A 16,680-nucleotide genomic window follows, 5' to 3' on the forward strand; every position below is an offset into this window, starting at 1 on the left:
CTGGCGGGCCCGCCCTCTATCCTTTGATGCCTGGCAGCGCCCGTTGGGCAAGCTCGCCTGGCTGACGCTGGCGGTATTTGTGGTGACAACGCCGCTGTTGCTGTTTACACCCTGGCGCATACTGCCGCTGATGAGCGCGCTCGGGTTGATGGCCAGCTGGCTGGCTTTGTTGATGGTGGCTAACTATCCGTGGATCCTGCCCGGAATAATGACCGTGACCCAGGCAGCGGCGTCCCCCGAAAGCCAGCGCTTTGTTTTGTGGGGGTATGCTATCGCCGTGCCGGTCACGCTAATTTATAACAGCTGGGCTTTCTGGATATTCAGAGGCAAGGTTACCTGAGCCTATACTATTCCCGGATACGGCAGCGCCTTATCCGGGTGCTTTTAAATAAAACAAAGGAAGTCAACTACTACTTTTTGGTTGGTTTTTGCTGGTGGTAACGAGGGATAATTGCGCATGCTCAACAGCGAAATAAAAATAGACAATCCACCTGAAAACCCACCTTAAGGCAAATTAAGCAGGATTTATGCAGAAAAAATTATTGGCTGTCTCTTTGTTGGCATTCTCCAGCGCGGCACTGGTCGGTTGCGGCGATAAACAGCCGGACTGCGGCTCTGACACTTTATCCAAAACGGTGACTGAAAAAGTCGGCGAAGAGTTATTGTCTAACATGCGTAACAGCGACCTGAAATTCGCAGATGTCGCCGATCTGGTTAAGCAGAACCATATTGAATTACGCAATATGAGAGAAATGTCCGCAGATGAGAAAAACCAGACGAAAACCTGCGCATTCAGCGTCAGCGTTCAGCCGGTAGACGGCGGCAGCGCCCGCTATGAAGCGAAAGACATGTCTGCGACCATCGCCATTGACAGCGAAGGCAAAGAGGTGGTTTCCACACACCCAAGCATTGGCTATGCGGTCATTAAAAAAATGGAACGCGTAGAGGTGAACAACCCTTCTGATGAGCAAAAAGCCTATTTAGAAGCGCGCAAGAAAAAAGAGCAGGAAAAGAAAGAGAAAGAAGAGCAGTTTAAGAAACAGGTTCTTGCCGTGCCTGCCGATCAGTACAAGTTTATCAGCAGCGAAGATTTGACCTGGCTCTATCTGGCGCGCAACAGCAAGCTCGATGATAAAGCGATGCTGAACATGGTCAGCGCCAAATATTATAACGAAAGCGACGAGTTCGCTAAAAAAGATATCGAAAAGTCGGAAATCCCGGCGATGAAGGCGAAATTACAGGAGTACAAAGCGCTCAAGTATATTAAATTCGTCTCGTCACAGTCGCAGCTTAAGACAACGTTTGATACCGTCTCCGGCGACCCGGTGCTGAACGTATTTGTTCCCGGTGCGATGCCGGAAAAATATGATTTCGATAAGCAGCTTTATCCGCTGACGATCGGCGGCTGCGACAAAGACGGCCTGACAAACTATTTCGTCGGTAATAACCAGAACGTCAAGGTCGAGTGGCTGGCCGACACCGCCGTCACTAACTGCCAGCTCAAACCCAAAGATGAAGCGCAGGCGCGGGAATGGAACGACATTTTCAAGGCTGAACAGTACGCGTTCAGACATGAAAACTATGCCGTTATCTCTCTGGCGCTGAATGACGAGCTGACGGAGGACGGTCTGCTGGGCGCAACGCTGGTACGCGTTGAGGTCAATTACAACGGCGACAAGCCGCTGAAACTGACTACCCAGTAATCGATAACGCCGTCGCATGTTACTGCGACGGCGTAACTTAGCGGGCGCGAAGGCGCAAACGGCTCGCGCTAAACATGACTGCCAGTATCGTTGTCGCCGTTGCTATCCACAATCCCAGCCTGATGGTGCTCTCTTCGCCATGCTCAGTCTGGAGCGTTAACATGACTCCCAGTATCGCAGCCCCCGTGCACTGACCGAACGTGCGCATGATGGCGAGCACTCCCCCTGCGGGGCCACTCAATTCCCGCGCCACGCTGCCCAACATTTCCCGGTTATTGGGGCTTTGAAAGCAGCCGAACCCGATGCCGCACACCAGCCCGCGCAGGCTGATATCCCAGCGCTGAGGTTCGTCCGGCAGCAGCGCCAGCAGCATCAGCCCAACGGCAAAAAGCGCCAGGCCTAAGGTGGCCAGCCGCGCAGGCGGATAGCGGTCCGCCAGCCGTCCGGCATGGGGCGCGACCAGCACGATCCCCACCGGCCAGGAAATAAACAGCAGCGCAGAGGTAAAGACGTTATAGCCATAGACATGCTGAAACAGAAACGGCAGCGCAATAAAGGTCATTCCCTGGCTGATAAAGGAAGAAAACGAGGTAAGGGCCGCCAGGGTAAAACGTGGCGATGCGAAAAGTGCTGGGGGTAACAACGGATCGGGGGCGCGCCGCTGCCGACGAGCAAAGGCCAGCGCGGCAATCAGCGCGACCGCGCCGTAAGCCGCAGGCATGAGCAGCGCCTTTGCGCCCTGCGCGACATGGCCGGATAGGGCATTGGCGGCCAGAATAACCGCCCCCAGCGCCAGCGCCGACCAGACGGCACCGGCAAAATCGAACGGCCCGCGCGGTTGTGCACGCTCCCCCGGAATAACGCGCAGCGTCAGCAGCAGCGCAAACAGCCCGAATGGCAAATTAACGGCGAAGAGCCACGGCCACGACAGCGCCGACAGCAAGGCGCCGCCAACGGCAGGCGCAATCGCCGTGTTAGCGGCAATCAGCAGGGCGTTGATTCCCAGTATCCGTCCCAGCAGGCGGCCTGGAAATATTGTGCGTAAGATAGCGGGCGCAATACTGAGCGTCGCCGCGCCGCCAATGCCCTGTAACACGCGCATGGCAACCAGCACTGGCAACGATGTGGACAATGCGCAGCCCAGCGACGCCAGCGTAAACAGCGCCAGCCCGGCGGCAAAAAGGGCTCGAAAGCCGGTGCGGGCGGCCAGCGCGGCGAAGACGGCCAGCGTCATCGCGGTCGACAAGAGATAGCCATTTGCTACCCACACCGCCGCGGCGGAGGAGACATCTAAGCTGCGGGCGATCTGCGGCAGCGCAATATTGATCATCGCCCCGTCGAACACCGTCATTGTGGTACTGGTCATCAGGGCGATCACCGCCAGCCTGCGTTGATGCCCCGGTAAACCCTCGTCTCCGGGCTGGTCTGCAAATAAAGCCATAACTACCTCTGCGAAAATGTGCGTACAAAAACTATAATGACTGCCTGTACAGGGCGGAAGACGCAGCAGTTGCACTTATATGCTGCACCAGACGCCTGTTCTGCCCGGAGAAGAAGCGTGACTGAACCCGATCTCAACCTGCTGTTTGCTCTTGATGCGCTCCTCGCTGAACGCAGCGTGGTAGGGGCTGCCCGCCGCCTGGGGCTAAGCGCCTCGGCAATGAGTCGCACCCTGAGCCGGTTACGCAATACCACCGGCGATCAACTGCTGGTAAGAGCAGGGCGCGGCATGGTGCTGACGCCCTATGCCGAGGGGATTCTGGAGCGCACGCAGAATGCGGTTTTTGAAGCGCGCGCCGTGCTGCGCCCGGCACTACCGACGCTGAGTGTTGCCGCGCTGGAGCAGTTATTCACCATACGGGCCAACGACGGGTTTATTGAAGCGTTCGGGCCGACGCTCATTGCCGAGGCGGCGAAGGTTGCTCCCGGCGTCGTGCTGCGCTTCGCCGCCAAGCCGGAAAAGAGCGCGAAAGCGCTGCGTGAAGGGCGGGTGGATCTTGAGATTGGCGTAGCCGGAGAGATGGGGCCGGAGATACGCCTCCAGATGCTGTTCCGGGACCGTTTTATCGGAGTGGTAAGGGACGGGCACCCGCTGGCGAAGCTGGACAAAGTGACAACGTCACATTATATCGAGTACGGCCATGTCGTGGCATCCCGCAGAGGCGTACTGACGGGGCCGGTCGATGAGGAGCTGGCGGAAGCAGGAGTGGCGCGAAAGGTGGCGGCGATTGTGCCAGGCTTTCCGGCCGCGCTGGCCGTGGCGCGGGCAACGGACCTGATTGCGCTGGTTCCGGCCTCGTTTTTACTGACCCAACCGGCCAACGCGGCATTTCATTGCTTTGAACTGCCGGTCACCACACGGGGCATTACCATTTCACAGTTCTGGCACCCCCGCTCTGATGCCGATCAGGCCCACCGCTGGCTGCGCCAGTTTATGCTGGGCCTCTGCCGTCGACTGACGGCAGAGGCGACCACCTGAGCGTTATATCCCGAAAAAGTAGCGCAGGCCGGAATAGGCCACCATGCCCGCCAGTACGGTAGCGAACAGGCCGCGGGTAACCATGCCAACCAGCGCGGCGAAAGCGGCCGCCAGCAGGGAAAGGCTGATGCCGTTACTGGTCAGGGCCGGTTTTTGCATCAGCTCAGAGGCGACAATCGCGGCCATGATCGCCGCCGGAATAAAGCTGAGCCACTGCTGGATAACCGGAGCCAGACGAAAACGCGAGAGCAGCAAAATAGGCACCACCCGCATTAAGGCGGTAACGAATGCGGAAATGGCGATGGTCAGCAGGATGTTCCTTTCCATTAGCACTCTCCTTTATTACGCGCGCGCAGCAGTATAGTCGCCAGCGTCGCTGAGGCAGAAGCCGCCGCGATGACCACCACGCTCACTTCGCCATAATGGCTCGCAAACAATGTCACCAGCACCGCAACAGCGATGCTGAGCGTCTCCAGCTTTTTATGGCGACTGGCATACCAGATCAACACCACCAGGCCGATAAACATAGAGACCAGGCTAAAGCTCAGCCCTTCCATCAGCGAAGGGGGAAGTGCGGAGGCAAGCCACGCGCCCACCAGGCAGGCGATTATCCAGTTAAGCCAGGCCGAAACATTCAGCCCCAGCATCCAGGCAAATGAGACCTTCCCGTGCTGGCTACCGTGCTGTACGGCAACGCCAAATGTTTCGTCGGTGAGCAATAAGCCGCTCACTACTTTTTGCAGGGTGCTGTAATCGCGGAAGAAAACGCTCATCGAAGAGCTCATCAGCAGATAGCGCAGGTTAACCAGAAACACGCTCAATACCACAGATGTCATCTCGGCCCCGGCAGCCCATAGCGAATAAAATAGAAACTGCGCGGAGCCGGTATAGAGCAGGCTGGCAAGCAGCGCCGTTTCCATCGGGGTAAAACCGGAAAGGGTGCCGATGGCACCCGCGGCAAAACCGATACTCCAGTAGCCAGGGATAGTCGGTAAACAGGCAATAAGACCGGCGCGAAACTGGCCCGGCGCATCATGCGGGCGCGCGGTAGAACTCTTCGTTAACATCTAGTATTCCCATCTGTAGCGAACTGATTTTTCCATCTTAAGCGGCAGCGAGCGTGATGATAGAAGGATTGTGCTCCTGCATGGCATAGCATAAAGACAGAGCGAGGAGGGTGGAAGTAAATAAACGTGATGATTTCAGACCATAGCCGGACACTATTCGCCGGTTGAAAGAGACGCCATGAAAATATACGCTGAGAGCGCTATAAATATCGCCTTTAAGACATCATTTTATTTAAAAGGATAAAGGAATGAAAAAGACAATGTGTTTTCTCGCTGCATCAACAGTTTTGATTAGCGGATTATGCCAGGCCGCCGGCGTAATGAATGAAACTGTGCTGAAAGAGAAAGCGGCTTTTTCGCTGGGGGTGACCAAAGATAAAGTCACGATTGAAGAATCAGACCGCACGCCAGAAGAGAACAACTATTACTTCAACGCTCGCTATCAGGGCAAACTGTTCCAGTGCTACGTTGCCCACATCCAGAACAAAATGATGTCTGACGCGGTGTGCCGCCCGACAGACGGCTCTGACCTGCCGCGCTAATCCCCCCGGCCCGCTATGATTTTAGCGGGCATAACGGGTTTGTTTTACTGCCGCCTTTGCGCTTCACGCTGACGAAAATCCGCCCCTTACTTCTGCTCTCGCTATTTCCTTCTGCACTCTGCCAACAAGCGCAGCGTAAAGTGCTGTTTTAAATCGTTCATCTATACTGTTTATTGCAGCTGCCATTTATACCAGGCTGTGCAGGAACAATTACCTCATCTCAACCTGTGTACCATGACCATCAGGAGAACAACATGCAAAAGCGTAACACCCTGAAAGGACTGCTGGCCGTATCAGCAGTAGTCGCCATGTTCAGCACTGTTGGCGTGCAAGCCCAGACGCCGTCAAGCGCCGCGCAAAATAGCGCTGCAGCAAAGACCGGTTCAATCGCCAGCCTCGGTTCCGCTGACGAAAAAGCGTTAAAGGACATGGCGCAGGCCAATATCAATGAGGTCGCCGCGGCCAAAATAGCGCTGAACAAAGCGCAAAGCAGCGAAGTTAAAGCCTTCGCGCAGAAGATGGTCGATGACCACAGCGCTGCCCTGGGCAAAGTACAGAAGGTAGCCCAGGAGAAGAGCGTGACGCTGCCCACTGAGCCAGACGCCAGCCACAAGGCGATGGCCGATAAGCTTGAAAAGGCGAGCGGCGACGCCTTTGACAAGATGTATATGGAAAACGCCGGAACTAAGGACCACGAAATGGTGCTATCGAAGCTGAAAAGTGACGCCAGTATGATCAAGGACCCTGATGTGAAGGCGCTGGCCGACGAGCATACTCCTGTTGTTGAGCAGCATCTGAAGTCCGCTCAGCAGATGTCGATGCAATCCGGGGCTTCAACGGACAAATAACCCGCGCGTTCCTGTCCGCTTCTTGCCGGAAGCGGACTCATCATTCGCCGCCATCCCTCAAGGAAATCATCAACAGCGACGGCAACATCGTTGAGATTTCTTCATGTGCTTATTGTTGCAAAAATGTAAATCAGCCAGTAGCCTAAGCTCTTTCGGAGAAAGAACATGTCCGTCGCTGATTTACTCCTGGCTTACACGCTGGCTGCAACGCTTTTGACCTTAACCCCAGGCCTTGATACGGCCCTTATTCTTCGCACCGCCACCGTCGAAGGTGGCCGGAAAGCCTTTCATGCTGCGTTAGGTATCGATGCAGGGTGCTTTATCTGGGGCGCATTGGTGGCTTTTGGTTTAGGCGCGTTGCTGGCGGTTTCTGAATTTGCCTATACCTTACTTAAATGGTGTGGCGCAGCCTATCTCTGCTGGTTAGGCATTCAATTGTTATTGCGCCCACGTCAGCAATTTAGCGTAAACGCAGCGAGTGCAGGCTCTGAAAACAACTGGTTTCTGCGAGGCATGTCAGGCAATGTCCTTAACCCCAAAATGGGGGTTTTTTACGTCTCGTTCTTACCGCAATTTATCCCGGCGGGGCATTCGCCGTTAATCTGGACATTTCTTCTGGTCGCCATCCACGTATTAATCGGTACGCTGTGGTCAGTGACGCTCATTATTTCTTCCCGCTATGCTTCCGGGATTTTGAGAAAACCTGCGGTGGTAAAATGGATGGACCGTACAACCGGGTGTCTGTTCCTGCTCTTTGCCGCAAAACTGGCGCTGAGCCGCAGGTAGTTTCTGATTATCACTCCATGGGGCATTAGAAATGACGGGAACAAAGGCTAAGGTTACGACTGACTGGGTCAAACCTGCCTGTCACGCTGGAAGAATTGCGCGTATCGAAGCGTATTTCAGCGGTCATGGTTATGAACCTCATCGGCATGACACCTATGCTATTGGCTGGACATTGGCGGGCGTGCAGAGCTTTAATTACCGTGGCAGCAAACGACACAGCCTGCAAGGCATGACGATGGTATTACATCCGGATGAGCTCCACGATGGGGAAGCGGGAACCGAGGATGGGTTTCAGTATCGAATGTTTTATATTGACCCTGCCTTGATCCAGACCATTCTTGGCGGTAAGCCATTGCCATTTATCGCTGGGGGAATATCCTCTGACCCACGGCTGCATATAGCCACCGAACCGCTATTAAAAGCAATGGACATCTCGTTAGAAAAATTAGAAGAAGATGATGCGCTTTACGATCTGGCTCAGGCCCTTGCTGTGGTCGGGGGGCAGCGTGTCCGCAGGCGCGTAACAGATTATCAGGCCGTAGAAAGAGCGCGGGAATATATTTATGCAGAATTTAATAAAAATATCACCCTGGACGCATTATCTGCGGTGAGCGGGAAAGATCGCTGGAGCTTAAGTCGGGATTTTCGCGTGCTTTTCGGCACCAGTCCTTATCGGTATGTGACTATGCGCCGCCTCGAATACTGCCGCCAGCTTATGCTGGCAGGTTTCTCGCTTGCAGAAGCGGCAATAGAATCGGGATTCGCCGATCAAAGCCATATGACACGCCAGTTTATTAAAACATGGGGAGTGTCGCCGGGGCGATGGCAAAACATTATCAGGAAAGGCCCAGCCTGACTTGCTCGATCGTTCAAGACTGACTGAATCGCGTTGATCTATTTTATGCTCTTCTTAACCCTACGGGAGAGTAGCAATGAATAGTCCGATTAATCTCGTCGAAAAATTTTCACAGTTTGCTGAGCTTTGGCAGCCAAAATTAATTGCAGAGATGAACGATTACCAGTTCAAAATAGTTAAAATTCAGGGGGATTTCATCTGGCATTCCCACGCAGACACCGATGAAGCCTTTATCGTTATCGAGGGTACTTTGCGGATTGATTTTCGGGATAGGGCTGTTTTTGTTCAGCCGGGAGAATTATTTGTTGTCCCCAAAGGCGTTGAACATAAAACCGCAGCCGAGACCATCACAAAAGTGATGATGATCGAGCCGAGAGGCGTACTGAATACCGGCGATGAAGGCGGCGAACGTACCGCAGAGAACAATGTCTGGATCTAATTACCGCGCATCATTTTAATCCGTGCAAACCAGCCGCCGCCGCTGGTTTGCAGTACTTTAGCCGTAGCCCGCCATAAAAATATTCAGATCCTAAATATTGCTCACGCATTTTGGCCGTCGTCACATTTGCAGCTTATTTTTGAACGCATCTGTTCAAAAATAGCTAAAGCAATGCTACGTTCATTGTATGCGAGTGTGTTGTCCGCTTATCCGCCATACCCATTAGCTACTTAAAGGGTTTAAAAACAGTCGTTTATAAACGAAGGGGAAAGCAATGAGTGAAGCTAACTTAACCAAAGACGGCGTGGTGGACATGCCCGATGAGAAGACAGCCAGTAAAAAAACGATTCGCAAAGTGATGTTTGCCAGCGTGTCCGGCACCATTATCGAATGGTATGACTATTCGTTGTACGGTGCGGCAGCAGGGCTTGTCATTAACAAGCTTTACTTTCCCAATCTGTCGCCAGCTATCGCGACGATGGCGGCATTTTTAACCTTTGCGGTCGGTTTTGTTTCTCGTCCGCTGGGCGGCGTCATTATTGCCCATATTGGCGACCGATACGGCCGCAAGCCCGCATTAATTTTTGCCGTCATGCTGATGGGCGTTGCGACGCTGGCGCTGGGGCTGCTGCCGACCTATGAACATATTGGCATCTGGGCGACGGTGGCTCTGGTGGTTATTCGTTTAATGCAGGGCTTCGGCTCCGGGGCGGAACTGGCGGGTGCACAGACGTTTGTTGCAGAGTACGTGCCCATGAAACAGCGGGGCTTTTACACCTCGTTAATTAATGCCTCGACGGGCGTAGCCATACTTTTATCCTCGCTGGCCTTCTTTCTGGTTACCCAGTTACCGGATGAAGCGTTTATGAGCTGGGGATGGCGAGTGCCGTTCCTGTTTTCAATTGTGCTGTTTGTTGTGGCTATCTATATCCGCAAACATCTGGATGAAACGCCCGAATATGTGAAGTCGGTGGAGAAAGCAGAGCATAACAGGAAAGCGCAGGCAGTCCCCATCAAAGCGTTGATTGTTAATAGCCCGCGCAATCTGATTTGCGGTTTTTTCAGCCTCGCCGGTCATCAGGCCAATGGATACGTCTTAAGCGTTTTCAGCATTAGCTACCTCACAACGACGCTGGGTATGGAGAAATCAGAAGGTCTGATGGCGCTGATGATTGCCGTGTCTGTGAATACAATCATGACGCCCATTATGGGAAAAATGACGGACCGGTTCGGCACCACAACCGTGTTCTCCTTCGGCGCACTCTTTCTTGCCGCTTTTGCCTTCCCTCTGTTCTGGCTGCTGGGAAGCGGCAGTCTGATGCTGGCAACGCTGGGCATGTGCATTGCCTATGGAATAGGGCACGGCGCAACATCCGGTGCGCAGGGCGCATTTCTTGCGAACCTGTTTCCCACCCAGTATCGCTATTCCGGTATTGCCTTGTCGCGTGAGCTTAACAGCGTCATTTTCGCAGGCTCCACGCCTGTCATTGCTGCCGCGCTCATTACCTTTGGTAATGGGGAGCCCACTTACCTCATTTATTACCTGATGTTTTGCAGCTTGCTGACGCTTATTGCAGTGCAAATGGCTAAAAGCCTTAAGCAGCATGCGTAATCGAGTCACTCCTTTTATTTCCTGAGGTCAAAATGAAAATTACTGTCTCCGAAAACAAACAGGCGCTTGGCAAACTGGCCGCGCAAAGTGGCATTCACGCCATACTAGAGGCGCTGGCGAAGAAACCGCGCATTGCCATCATTCTGGCCACGGGCGCCAGTCAGTTTGAGATGCTCGAAAACCTGACGGGTGCGGATATTGATTGGTCAAGGGTTACGATTTTCCATCTCGATGAATATATAGGCTTGCCGGAAGATCATAAGGCAAGTTTCCGGCGCTATTTACATGAACGGGTAGTGGATAAACTGCCTTCTCTTTACCGCTTTGTGGGGGTGAATGGCTCTGCCGATAATATCGGGAATGAAATTGAACGCCTGAACCGTCTTATTCGTGAGCAAGAGATCGATGTGTGCTTTGCCGGTATTGGTGAAAATGCGCATCTGGCCTTTAACGATCCGCCAGCGGATTTTACGACTACAGAACCCTTTCTGCAGGTCACACTGGATGAAGCCTGTCGGCAACAGCAGCTGGGTGAAAAATGGTTTAATTCTTTAGAAGAGGTCCCAACCCAGGCTATCTCAATGAGTATTCAGCAAATCATGCGTTCCGGCGTATTGATCCTGAGTATTCCCGACCGGCGAAAAGCGCAGGCTGTGAAAATGGCGTTTGAAGGACCGGTTGATAACAGCGTGCCGGCCTCCATCGTGCAGCAGCATCCTGACTGTCGGGTATTTCTCGATACTGAATCTGCCTCGCTATTATCTGAATGAAAGGATTCTCTATGAAAGCCACTTCCGGTTTATTTGATCTGCAGGTTAATGGCTTTGCTGGCGTTGATTTTAATGACGAAAATATCAACGCCGACAGGCTGGATATCGCTCTGGAGGCCATGCTCAGAACGGGGGTGACAAGCTGTTTACCCACCTTGATTACCGCACCGTTCCCGCAGCTCATGCGCCGCTTTCAGGCGCTGGACAGGGCGGTGGCGCAGAGCCAGCTCGGCGCATTAATGATACCGGGTTATCACCTGGAAGGGCCTTTTCTGAACCCGGCGGAAGGGTATGCGGGCTGCCATCCGCCGGAGGCGATGGTGCCGCCGGATATCCAGTTACTTGATGATATTGAAAAGCAGCTCACACGCCCCGTTTTGCTTGTTACCTGCGCGCCGGAGCAGGATGAGGGCTTTGCTTTTATCCGCACGCTCAAACAGAGGGGCAAGCGTGTTGCCGTTGGGCATTCATGCATCGATTATTCTCAGGTCGAAGCGGCCGCCGACGCTGGCGTCACTCTCTGTACCCATCTGGGAAACGGTATCCCTCAGGTCTTACCTAAGCTGGATAATACCCTTCAGGCCCAGCTCAGTTGCGACCAGCTTCAGGCAAGTTTTATCGCTGACGGCGTCCATATTCCTCCCTTTGCGCTGAAAAACTTGCTGCGCGCCAAAACGCCAGCACGTTCGATTCTGGTGACGGATGCCATGAGCGCTGCGGCCTGCGCGCATCCTGGCGTACACACTTTTGCAGGTATTGAGGTTGAATGCTCTCCGGAAGGGATTGTGCGTTTACCGGGCGCAGCCAACCTGGCAGGTTCCAGCCTGACGCTCGATCAGGCTATTCGCAATCTGGTGGCATGGAAACTCTCCAGCTTTGAAGAGGCGGTTGAGATGGCTAGTACGCATCCGCATAATTTTATGAAGGAAGCGCTGTTACAGCATCGCCAGACGCTTCATGAAAGTGAAGTGATATGGGACGAGCAGTATCAGGTGATACAGTGCCGCATAGGGCAGCATCTCACCCGGCACTATCATTGACCCGGCGGGGAGAGAGCCTCCCCGCATATTCCTTTGCGTTCTGCGACATAACACATCCGCCGGGGTTGCCAGAACCCGTCGCTTTCAGGATACTTTCTGAATGTATGATGAGGGGGTTTGCTCTATCCGGGATGCCGGTCAGGCCCTGAAATGTCACAGTAGGGATGCATATGGACAATACACCTGTCACGGATTTTCTGGCCCATTTACCCCTTACCCGTCCTGTCCTGAACGACAGGGAGCGGGTCTTCCTTGCCGTGCTTCAGGGCCGGGTGAGTTCCCGCAGCGAAGCGACCAAACGACTCTCTATACGATCTTCTACTGTCTCAGAGTATGTGGCTGAACTACTGGACAAGGGGTTGCTGACCGAGCAGATTAGCGCCCGAAGCGGGCGAGGGCGGCCACTTCGCTCGTTGGGTGTCCATGCTAATCGCCTGGTCACCATTGTATTTCAGGTCATCAGCCAGTCGGTGCATGCTTTTATGGTTAACCTCTCCGCAGAGATTGTTGGCCACGCAAAAGCGGAAGCGCCGCCAGACAGTGATAATCAGTCGCTCAGCGCCATTTTTCTGCAGCTATACCAGGCCGTTCTTATAAAGCGACCATCCGGCGCTGAACTGGCCGGTATCGTTTTTTCACCAGGCGGGGTGATTGACCGCAACACTCACCGCTGGATCCACGCCTCCCGCTGGCCAAAGATGCATAATCTGGATATTCAGCGTCTTTTTAGCAGCGAAAAATACCCGATCTCTCTTTCACGCACGCTTGATAATGAGCTACGTATTCATCTGCTGCTTCAGCCCCAAAGCACCCTGTTACTGCACTGGGGGTACGGGGTAGGTTTTGCGTTCGGTCAGTCCAGTGACCGGATTGTGGAAGGGGGAAGCGCATTTGGTGAAATAGGGCACTGGCGCGTCACCGATGAGGGCACGTCCTGCCACTGTGGGCAATCGGGGTGCCTTGAGACCGTGACGGCATTGTGGGCGATTGGCCCTCGTTTGTTGGGAGAAGATTTTCACGCCGGTGATGATGAAGAGCACATCGCCAGTATGCTCAAAGAGAGCGATTTTACTGATAATGATTTGATAAATCAGGCGGTTGAGGATATGTCGACTGCCGTGTCCAATGTTTGCCGCGTCTTTTTCCCGGACAGACTGGTGGTGTCAGGCCCGTTCGTCCAGAACCCGCAAATTTGGCAGGCTTTCTGCGAGCGCTTTGAGCAAAAGAATCGTTTCTTTGGTCATGAAATTCGCTCAGTGAGCGTCAGTCAGATTAGCCGCGACCTTGGGATTTACGGTGCCGCCTTGCCGGTACTCGAACAGGGGCTTGCGGCATTGTTAACAGATTAACCCGCCGGCAGCGAATGATGAGAGCGATCCTGGTTCGACACGCGGAAACAGAGTGGAATGCGCGCGGAATTATTCAGGGGCACAGCGATAGCGCTTTGACTTCTCGCGGGGTACGCGAGACCTCTGCGTTACTGGCCGCGCTTGCAGCACGTGATGACCAGATCGAATGCGTTTACGCTTCTCCGCTTGGGCGAGCCTGGCAAATGGGGCAAAGTCTGGCAGCGCATTTTCGCTGCGCATTAATCGCTGAACCAGCCCTTAAAGAACAGTCATTTGGTCAGTTTGAAGGGATGTCAGCAGAGCAACTCATACAGAACCATCCGAACGCTGCAAATGCGCTATTCAAGCTTGATGCCGAATATTGCCCACCGAGAGGCGAGTCGCTCGCGCATGCTTCTCAGCGCGTTATGCGTTTTCTGCACGGTCTGGCAGAAGCGTCATGTCATCAAACAATTTGCATTGTGTCACACGGCCATGTCAGCCAGGGGGTGCTTGCGATTCTCAAAGAAGGCGCTGTCGATAATTTTCCTCGCTACGCGCAACCTAACGCGAGTTATTCAGTCTTCAATCTGCGTCATGGAGAATGTGCTGATGTCAGATGGGGGATTGCGACACACTTGCTCCAGCTTGAACGCGCTGAATCCAGGAATGAGTAACTGAAAAGGAAAAGATTTTTACTGACTAAAGCCTGTAGATACTCGCGTTCCAGTAACCATTACCCTGACAACAATATTTTTTGAAACCCAACGACTTCAGTTCCCTTGCAATTAACCGATTCATCACCCCGTGTCCCATAAGAAGCACGGGGCCGTCGGATTCTTTTGCAAACGCTACGAGAATATCCGCAGCCTGAATAGCACGTCTCTTTGCTATTTCCACTCGCTCCACATTATGGGATATACCGCATAACCACATGACGCGGAAAAAAGCAGCCCACACGGTCGGGGATAACCTGAAATAGGGCATGTGAAATACCGGCAGACCTGCTTCCCTGAAAACCTTATCAATAACGTCCGGTTCAAGCCCTAATGCTTTCAGGGAAGAAAGTGCTCTGGGAAGAGGACTACTTATGATTCGCGATGCGCTGAATGCTAATGATTTGCTGGACTCAAGCGGTATATCTTCTCCTGTATCAGAAAGATCATATCCTGCAATCCAGTTGGACATTTCACGGCTCGTTACTTTCGCAGATCCTGTAAAAGCAGGCTTTCCATGACGCATTAAAATAATTTCCATACAGAGCTTCTGGTTTATGGTCCTTTCCATGCAGACAGACTAACGCGATAAAGGCACGACGCACCACTACCATATCCAGGTTTTACACTGATTGCTGAGATGATGTGTCAGTAAGAATCAGTGTGTGAATAAGTAAATACTTTAATACAGTTCGCCCAAAGCGGACATCGGTCTGTTCGTTAGTCCGCTATGTGCCAGGAGTGGACAGTACAAAAGTGATAACTAGCTCATTGTAGCGGTTTGCTGAGTTCAACAAGGCAAAAGAACAATGCTGCCTTTATGCAAGCTGACTATTATTTCGCCAAACATTTTCTCATCAGAGCATTTTGTAATGTCACTCCACGGCAAACAGGAAAGCCTCGCTCCACTATATGAAAGCCGTGTCGTAGAAAGAACACTTCCGCAGCCTTGCTTACATTTGAAGTAAGTTCACTAATTCCACGCTGTCTGGCTTCCTCATGAATGCAATTCATCAGTAGTGTCCCTACCCCCTGTCTTGAATAGGTTCCTGATACAAAGAAATGATCAATGTATCCATTTGGTTGAACATCTGCATATCCAGCTATTTCACCATCCAGCTCTACAACAAAAGGTTGTAATTCCTTAATGTGATTGGCCCATCGCTCCAGGTCGATATCTGCTGGGGCCCAGGCATCAATTTGTTCACGTGTGTAGTAGTGTGATGCGATCGTATGTACAGATGAGAAAAAAACTCTGAATAACGAGATTTCATCCCCATTACTGAACCTTCTGATTTTCATAAAACCTCATTGTAAGAGTTACTTGTAGAACAATACTAATTTTTGTGAAATAGGGCGTCCGTTCCTCGCTCAAAGCGGACGTTAGATACCGAAGCATTGCTGTTAATCATGGGATTCAAGTCATCTCCTTGGGCCAAAAATTTCTCCAGAACGTGACTGCAACGTCTTCAAGGCTTCCAGCATATCGTCACTGTTTAGCGAGCGCTGAGATTTCTTCTCAGTTGGTTTTCTGCGCCGCCGTGAGGGGCCATCTCCGGCAGGGAGAGCCTGTGACCGGTTGTTGTCGCGTTTATCCTGAACCAGTTTGATAAATTCAAGTGTCCGCCCGAGGCGTTTGTTGTCCACAATAGCCCCCTGGTCGATTTCCTGGAGTCGATCATAGGTGGAGTAGGGAAGAACAGCGTCATTAAGGCGGAGTTCTTTACGACCATCCGGGTAGTGCCAGACCTCGATATATTTCCCGATAGCCCTGCGACTTAACTCATTATCTTCAATCAGATAAAGCACTTTGTCATACTGCACCGTCAGGGATTTTGAAACACGGCGGGCGCGGTTCCCGCCATGTGAAAAACGCGGCCAGGTCATCGTCAGTTTCAAGTGGCCGGTGAACATCAAAATCATGCCGGGGCGCTTTCGCAAAACGCCGGTCGTAATCAGCCATAAACTCATCAGCAAATTCATTGGCTGCATCCACTGAGGAAATACCCCTGAGCCGGAGCTCCTTTACCAGGCGATCCTGAAGCGTCAGATGGGCCCGTTTCACACGGCCTTTGGCTGAGCTGGTATTGGCGCAGATAGTCTGGATGTTCAGTTCGTGCATCGCACGACCAAACTGGGTATAACCATCGCCCCCGGTGGCGTTTTTATTGTTGATTCTGAAGACGCTGGCTTTATCGCTATATAGCGCCAAGGGTTTGCCATGCTTTTCCAGGTAGCCCCGGGCAGCTGGTTATTGCTCGGTCTGCCGCGACGGCGGTTAGCCATACCAAGTGGGGCAGATTCACGGTAACGCGACAGATAGCGATCGACACCGACCTGAATGATTTTGAGTCGGTTAACTTCATCCAAAGTGAAGAATACTGCTTTATGAGCCGTCATCAGAATCCCTTAATGGCAGCAATCAGCGTGACGGAAATCCTGGTTTAGACCTGTGCTTATATAAGTGCGCATAATGTATATTATGTTAAATTGG

At 52.7% G+C, this 16,680-nt stretch carries 18 protein-coding genes and 1 pseudogene; 13 read left to right on the top strand and 6 right to left on the bottom strand.

Going from position 1 to position 16,680, the window contains the following annotated elements:
- Together ENTHG_RS25670 and ENTHG_RS05760 are read left to right on the top strand one after the other, a co-directional pair.
- On the top strand, nucleotides 1-340 hold a 340-nt coding region (locus ENTHG_RS25670; RefSeq protein WP_187371632.1), incomplete at its 5' end, for a cytochrome d ubiquinol oxidase subunit II.
- Between the two features lie 187 nt (nucleotides 341-527).
- Nucleotides 528-1,703: a hypothetical protein gene (locus tag ENTHG_RS05760; protein WP_044175809.1), complete on the top strand. Its 1,176-nt coding sequence runs from the start codon at nucleotides 528-530 to the stop codon at nucleotides 1,701-1,703.
- Nucleotides 1,704-1,740: 37 nt separating this feature from the next.
- On the opposite strand, the gene ENTHG_RS05765 is transcribed toward ENTHG_RS05760, so the two are convergent.
- Nucleotides 1,741-3,144 carry an MFS transporter gene (locus tag ENTHG_RS05765; RefSeq protein ID WP_044175814.1) on the bottom strand — a complete coding sequence of 468 codons (1,404 nt, stop codon included), beginning with the start codon at nucleotides 3,142-3,144 and terminating at the stop codon, nucleotides 1,741-1,743.
- Between the two features lie 117 nt (nucleotides 3,145-3,261).
- Between ENTHG_RS05765 and ENTHG_RS05770 the strand changes: the two genes are divergently transcribed.
- Entirely contained in the window at nucleotides 3,262-4,182 is a 921-nt protein-coding gene (locus ENTHG_RS05770) for a LysR family transcriptional regulator (RefSeq protein WP_044175819.1), read from the top strand.
- A 3-nt stretch (nucleotides 4,183-4,185) separates the two neighbouring features.
- On the opposite strand, the gene ENTHG_RS05775 is transcribed toward ENTHG_RS05770, so the two are convergent.
- Nucleotides 4,186-4,509 (bottom strand): AzlD domain-containing protein, encoded by a 324-nt coding sequence (locus ENTHG_RS05775; RefSeq protein WP_044175824.1) that lies wholly within the window; start codon nucleotides 4,507-4,509, stop codon nucleotides 4,186-4,188.
- The gene (locus ENTHG_RS05780; protein ID WP_044175830.1) at nucleotides 4,509-5,249 is read right to left on the bottom strand and encodes an AzlC family ABC transporter permease; all 741 of its coding nucleotides are present in this window, start codon (nucleotides 5,247-5,249) and stop codon (nucleotides 4,509-4,511) included. The genes ENTHG_RS05775 and ENTHG_RS05780 overlap by 1 nt, the downstream gene beginning before the upstream one ends.
- A gap of 248 nt (nucleotides 5,250-5,497) precedes the next feature.
- On the opposite strand from ENTHG_RS05780, the gene ENTHG_RS05785 reads away from it, so the two are divergent.
- From ENTHG_RS05785 to ENTHG_RS05830, 10 genes are all read left to right on the top strand, one after another.
- Complete coding sequence (locus ENTHG_RS05785; protein WP_156567611.1) at nucleotides 5,498-5,791, top strand: hypothetical protein; 294 nt, start codon at nucleotides 5,498-5,500, stop codon at nucleotides 5,789-5,791.
- 254 nt (nucleotides 5,792-6,045) lie between these two features.
- The gene (locus tag ENTHG_RS05790) at nucleotides 6,046-6,639 is read left to right on the top strand and encodes a DUF4142 domain-containing protein (protein WP_044175841.1); all 594 of its coding nucleotides are present in this window, start codon (nucleotides 6,046-6,048) and stop codon (nucleotides 6,637-6,639) included.
- A 165-nt stretch (nucleotides 6,640-6,804) separates the two neighbouring features.
- Complete coding sequence (locus tag ENTHG_RS05795) at nucleotides 6,805-7,425, top strand: LysE family translocator (RefSeq protein ID WP_044175845.1); 621 nt, start codon at nucleotides 6,805-6,807, stop codon at nucleotides 7,423-7,425.
- 31 nt (nucleotides 7,426-7,456) lie between these two features.
- A complete protein-coding gene (locus ENTHG_RS05800) occupies nucleotides 7,457-8,281 on the top strand; it encodes an AraC family transcriptional regulator (protein WP_044175847.1) in 825 nt (274 codons plus the stop codon).
- A gap of 76 nt (nucleotides 8,282-8,357) precedes the next feature.
- The gene (locus tag ENTHG_RS05805) at nucleotides 8,358-8,720 is read left to right on the top strand and encodes a cupin domain-containing protein (protein ID WP_044175853.1); all 363 of its coding nucleotides are present in this window, start codon (nucleotides 8,358-8,360) and stop codon (nucleotides 8,718-8,720) included.
- Between the two features lie 274 nt (nucleotides 8,721-8,994).
- A complete protein-coding gene (locus ENTHG_RS05810) occupies nucleotides 8,995-10,332 on the top strand; it encodes an MFS transporter (RefSeq protein ID WP_081653591.1) in 1,338 nt (445 codons plus the stop codon).
- A gap of 32 nt (nucleotides 10,333-10,364) precedes the next feature.
- Nucleotides 10,365-11,102 carry a glucosamine-6-phosphate deaminase gene (locus tag ENTHG_RS05815; RefSeq protein ID WP_044175858.1) on the top strand — a complete coding sequence of 246 codons (738 nt, stop codon included), beginning with the start codon at nucleotides 10,365-10,367 and terminating at the stop codon, nucleotides 11,100-11,102.
- 11 nt (nucleotides 11,103-11,113) lie between these two features.
- The gene (locus ENTHG_RS05820; protein ID WP_052332668.1) at nucleotides 11,114-12,142 is read left to right on the top strand and encodes an N-acetylglucosamine-6-phosphate deacetylase; all 1,029 of its coding nucleotides are present in this window, start codon (nucleotides 11,114-11,116) and stop codon (nucleotides 12,140-12,142) included.
- A 164-nt stretch (nucleotides 12,143-12,306) separates the two neighbouring features.
- On the top strand, nucleotides 12,307-13,491 hold the full coding sequence (locus tag ENTHG_RS05825; protein ID WP_044175864.1) for an ROK family transcriptional regulator: 1,185 nt from the start codon (nucleotides 12,307-12,309) through the stop codon (nucleotides 13,489-13,491).
- Between the two features lie 14 nt (nucleotides 13,492-13,505).
- Complete coding sequence (locus ENTHG_RS05830; RefSeq protein ID WP_187371634.1) at nucleotides 13,506-14,147, top strand: histidine phosphatase family protein; 642 nt, start codon at nucleotides 13,506-13,508, stop codon at nucleotides 14,145-14,147.
- A 25-nt stretch (nucleotides 14,148-14,172) separates the two neighbouring features.
- Here the strand turns inward: ENTHG_RS05830 and ENTHG_RS05835 are convergent, their stop codons facing one another.
- The 3 genes and pseudogenes from ENTHG_RS05835 to ENTHG_RS05845 all read right to left on the bottom strand — a co-directional run.
- On the bottom strand, nucleotides 14,173-14,727 hold the full coding sequence (locus ENTHG_RS05835; protein ID WP_237567451.1) for a histidine phosphatase family protein: 555 nt from the start codon (nucleotides 14,725-14,727) through the stop codon (nucleotides 14,173-14,175).
- 293 nt (nucleotides 14,728-15,020) lie between these two features.
- Nucleotides 15,021-15,488, bottom strand: a complete 468-nt coding sequence (locus ENTHG_RS05840) for a GNAT family N-acetyltransferase (protein WP_044175865.1) — start codon at nucleotides 15,486-15,488, stop codon at nucleotides 15,021-15,023.
- A gap of 120 nt (nucleotides 15,489-15,608) precedes the next feature.
- Nucleotides 15,609-16,434, bottom strand: a pseudogene (locus ENTHG_RS05845) (transposase family protein); the annotation flags it as partial.
- Nucleotides 16,435-16,680: the final 246 nt, after the last annotated feature.

It is taken from the genome of Phytobacter massiliensis JC163 (assembly GCF_000321045.1).
Lineage (GTDB): Bacteria > Pseudomonadota > Gammaproteobacteria > Enterobacterales > Enterobacteriaceae > Phytobacter_A > Phytobacter_A massiliensis.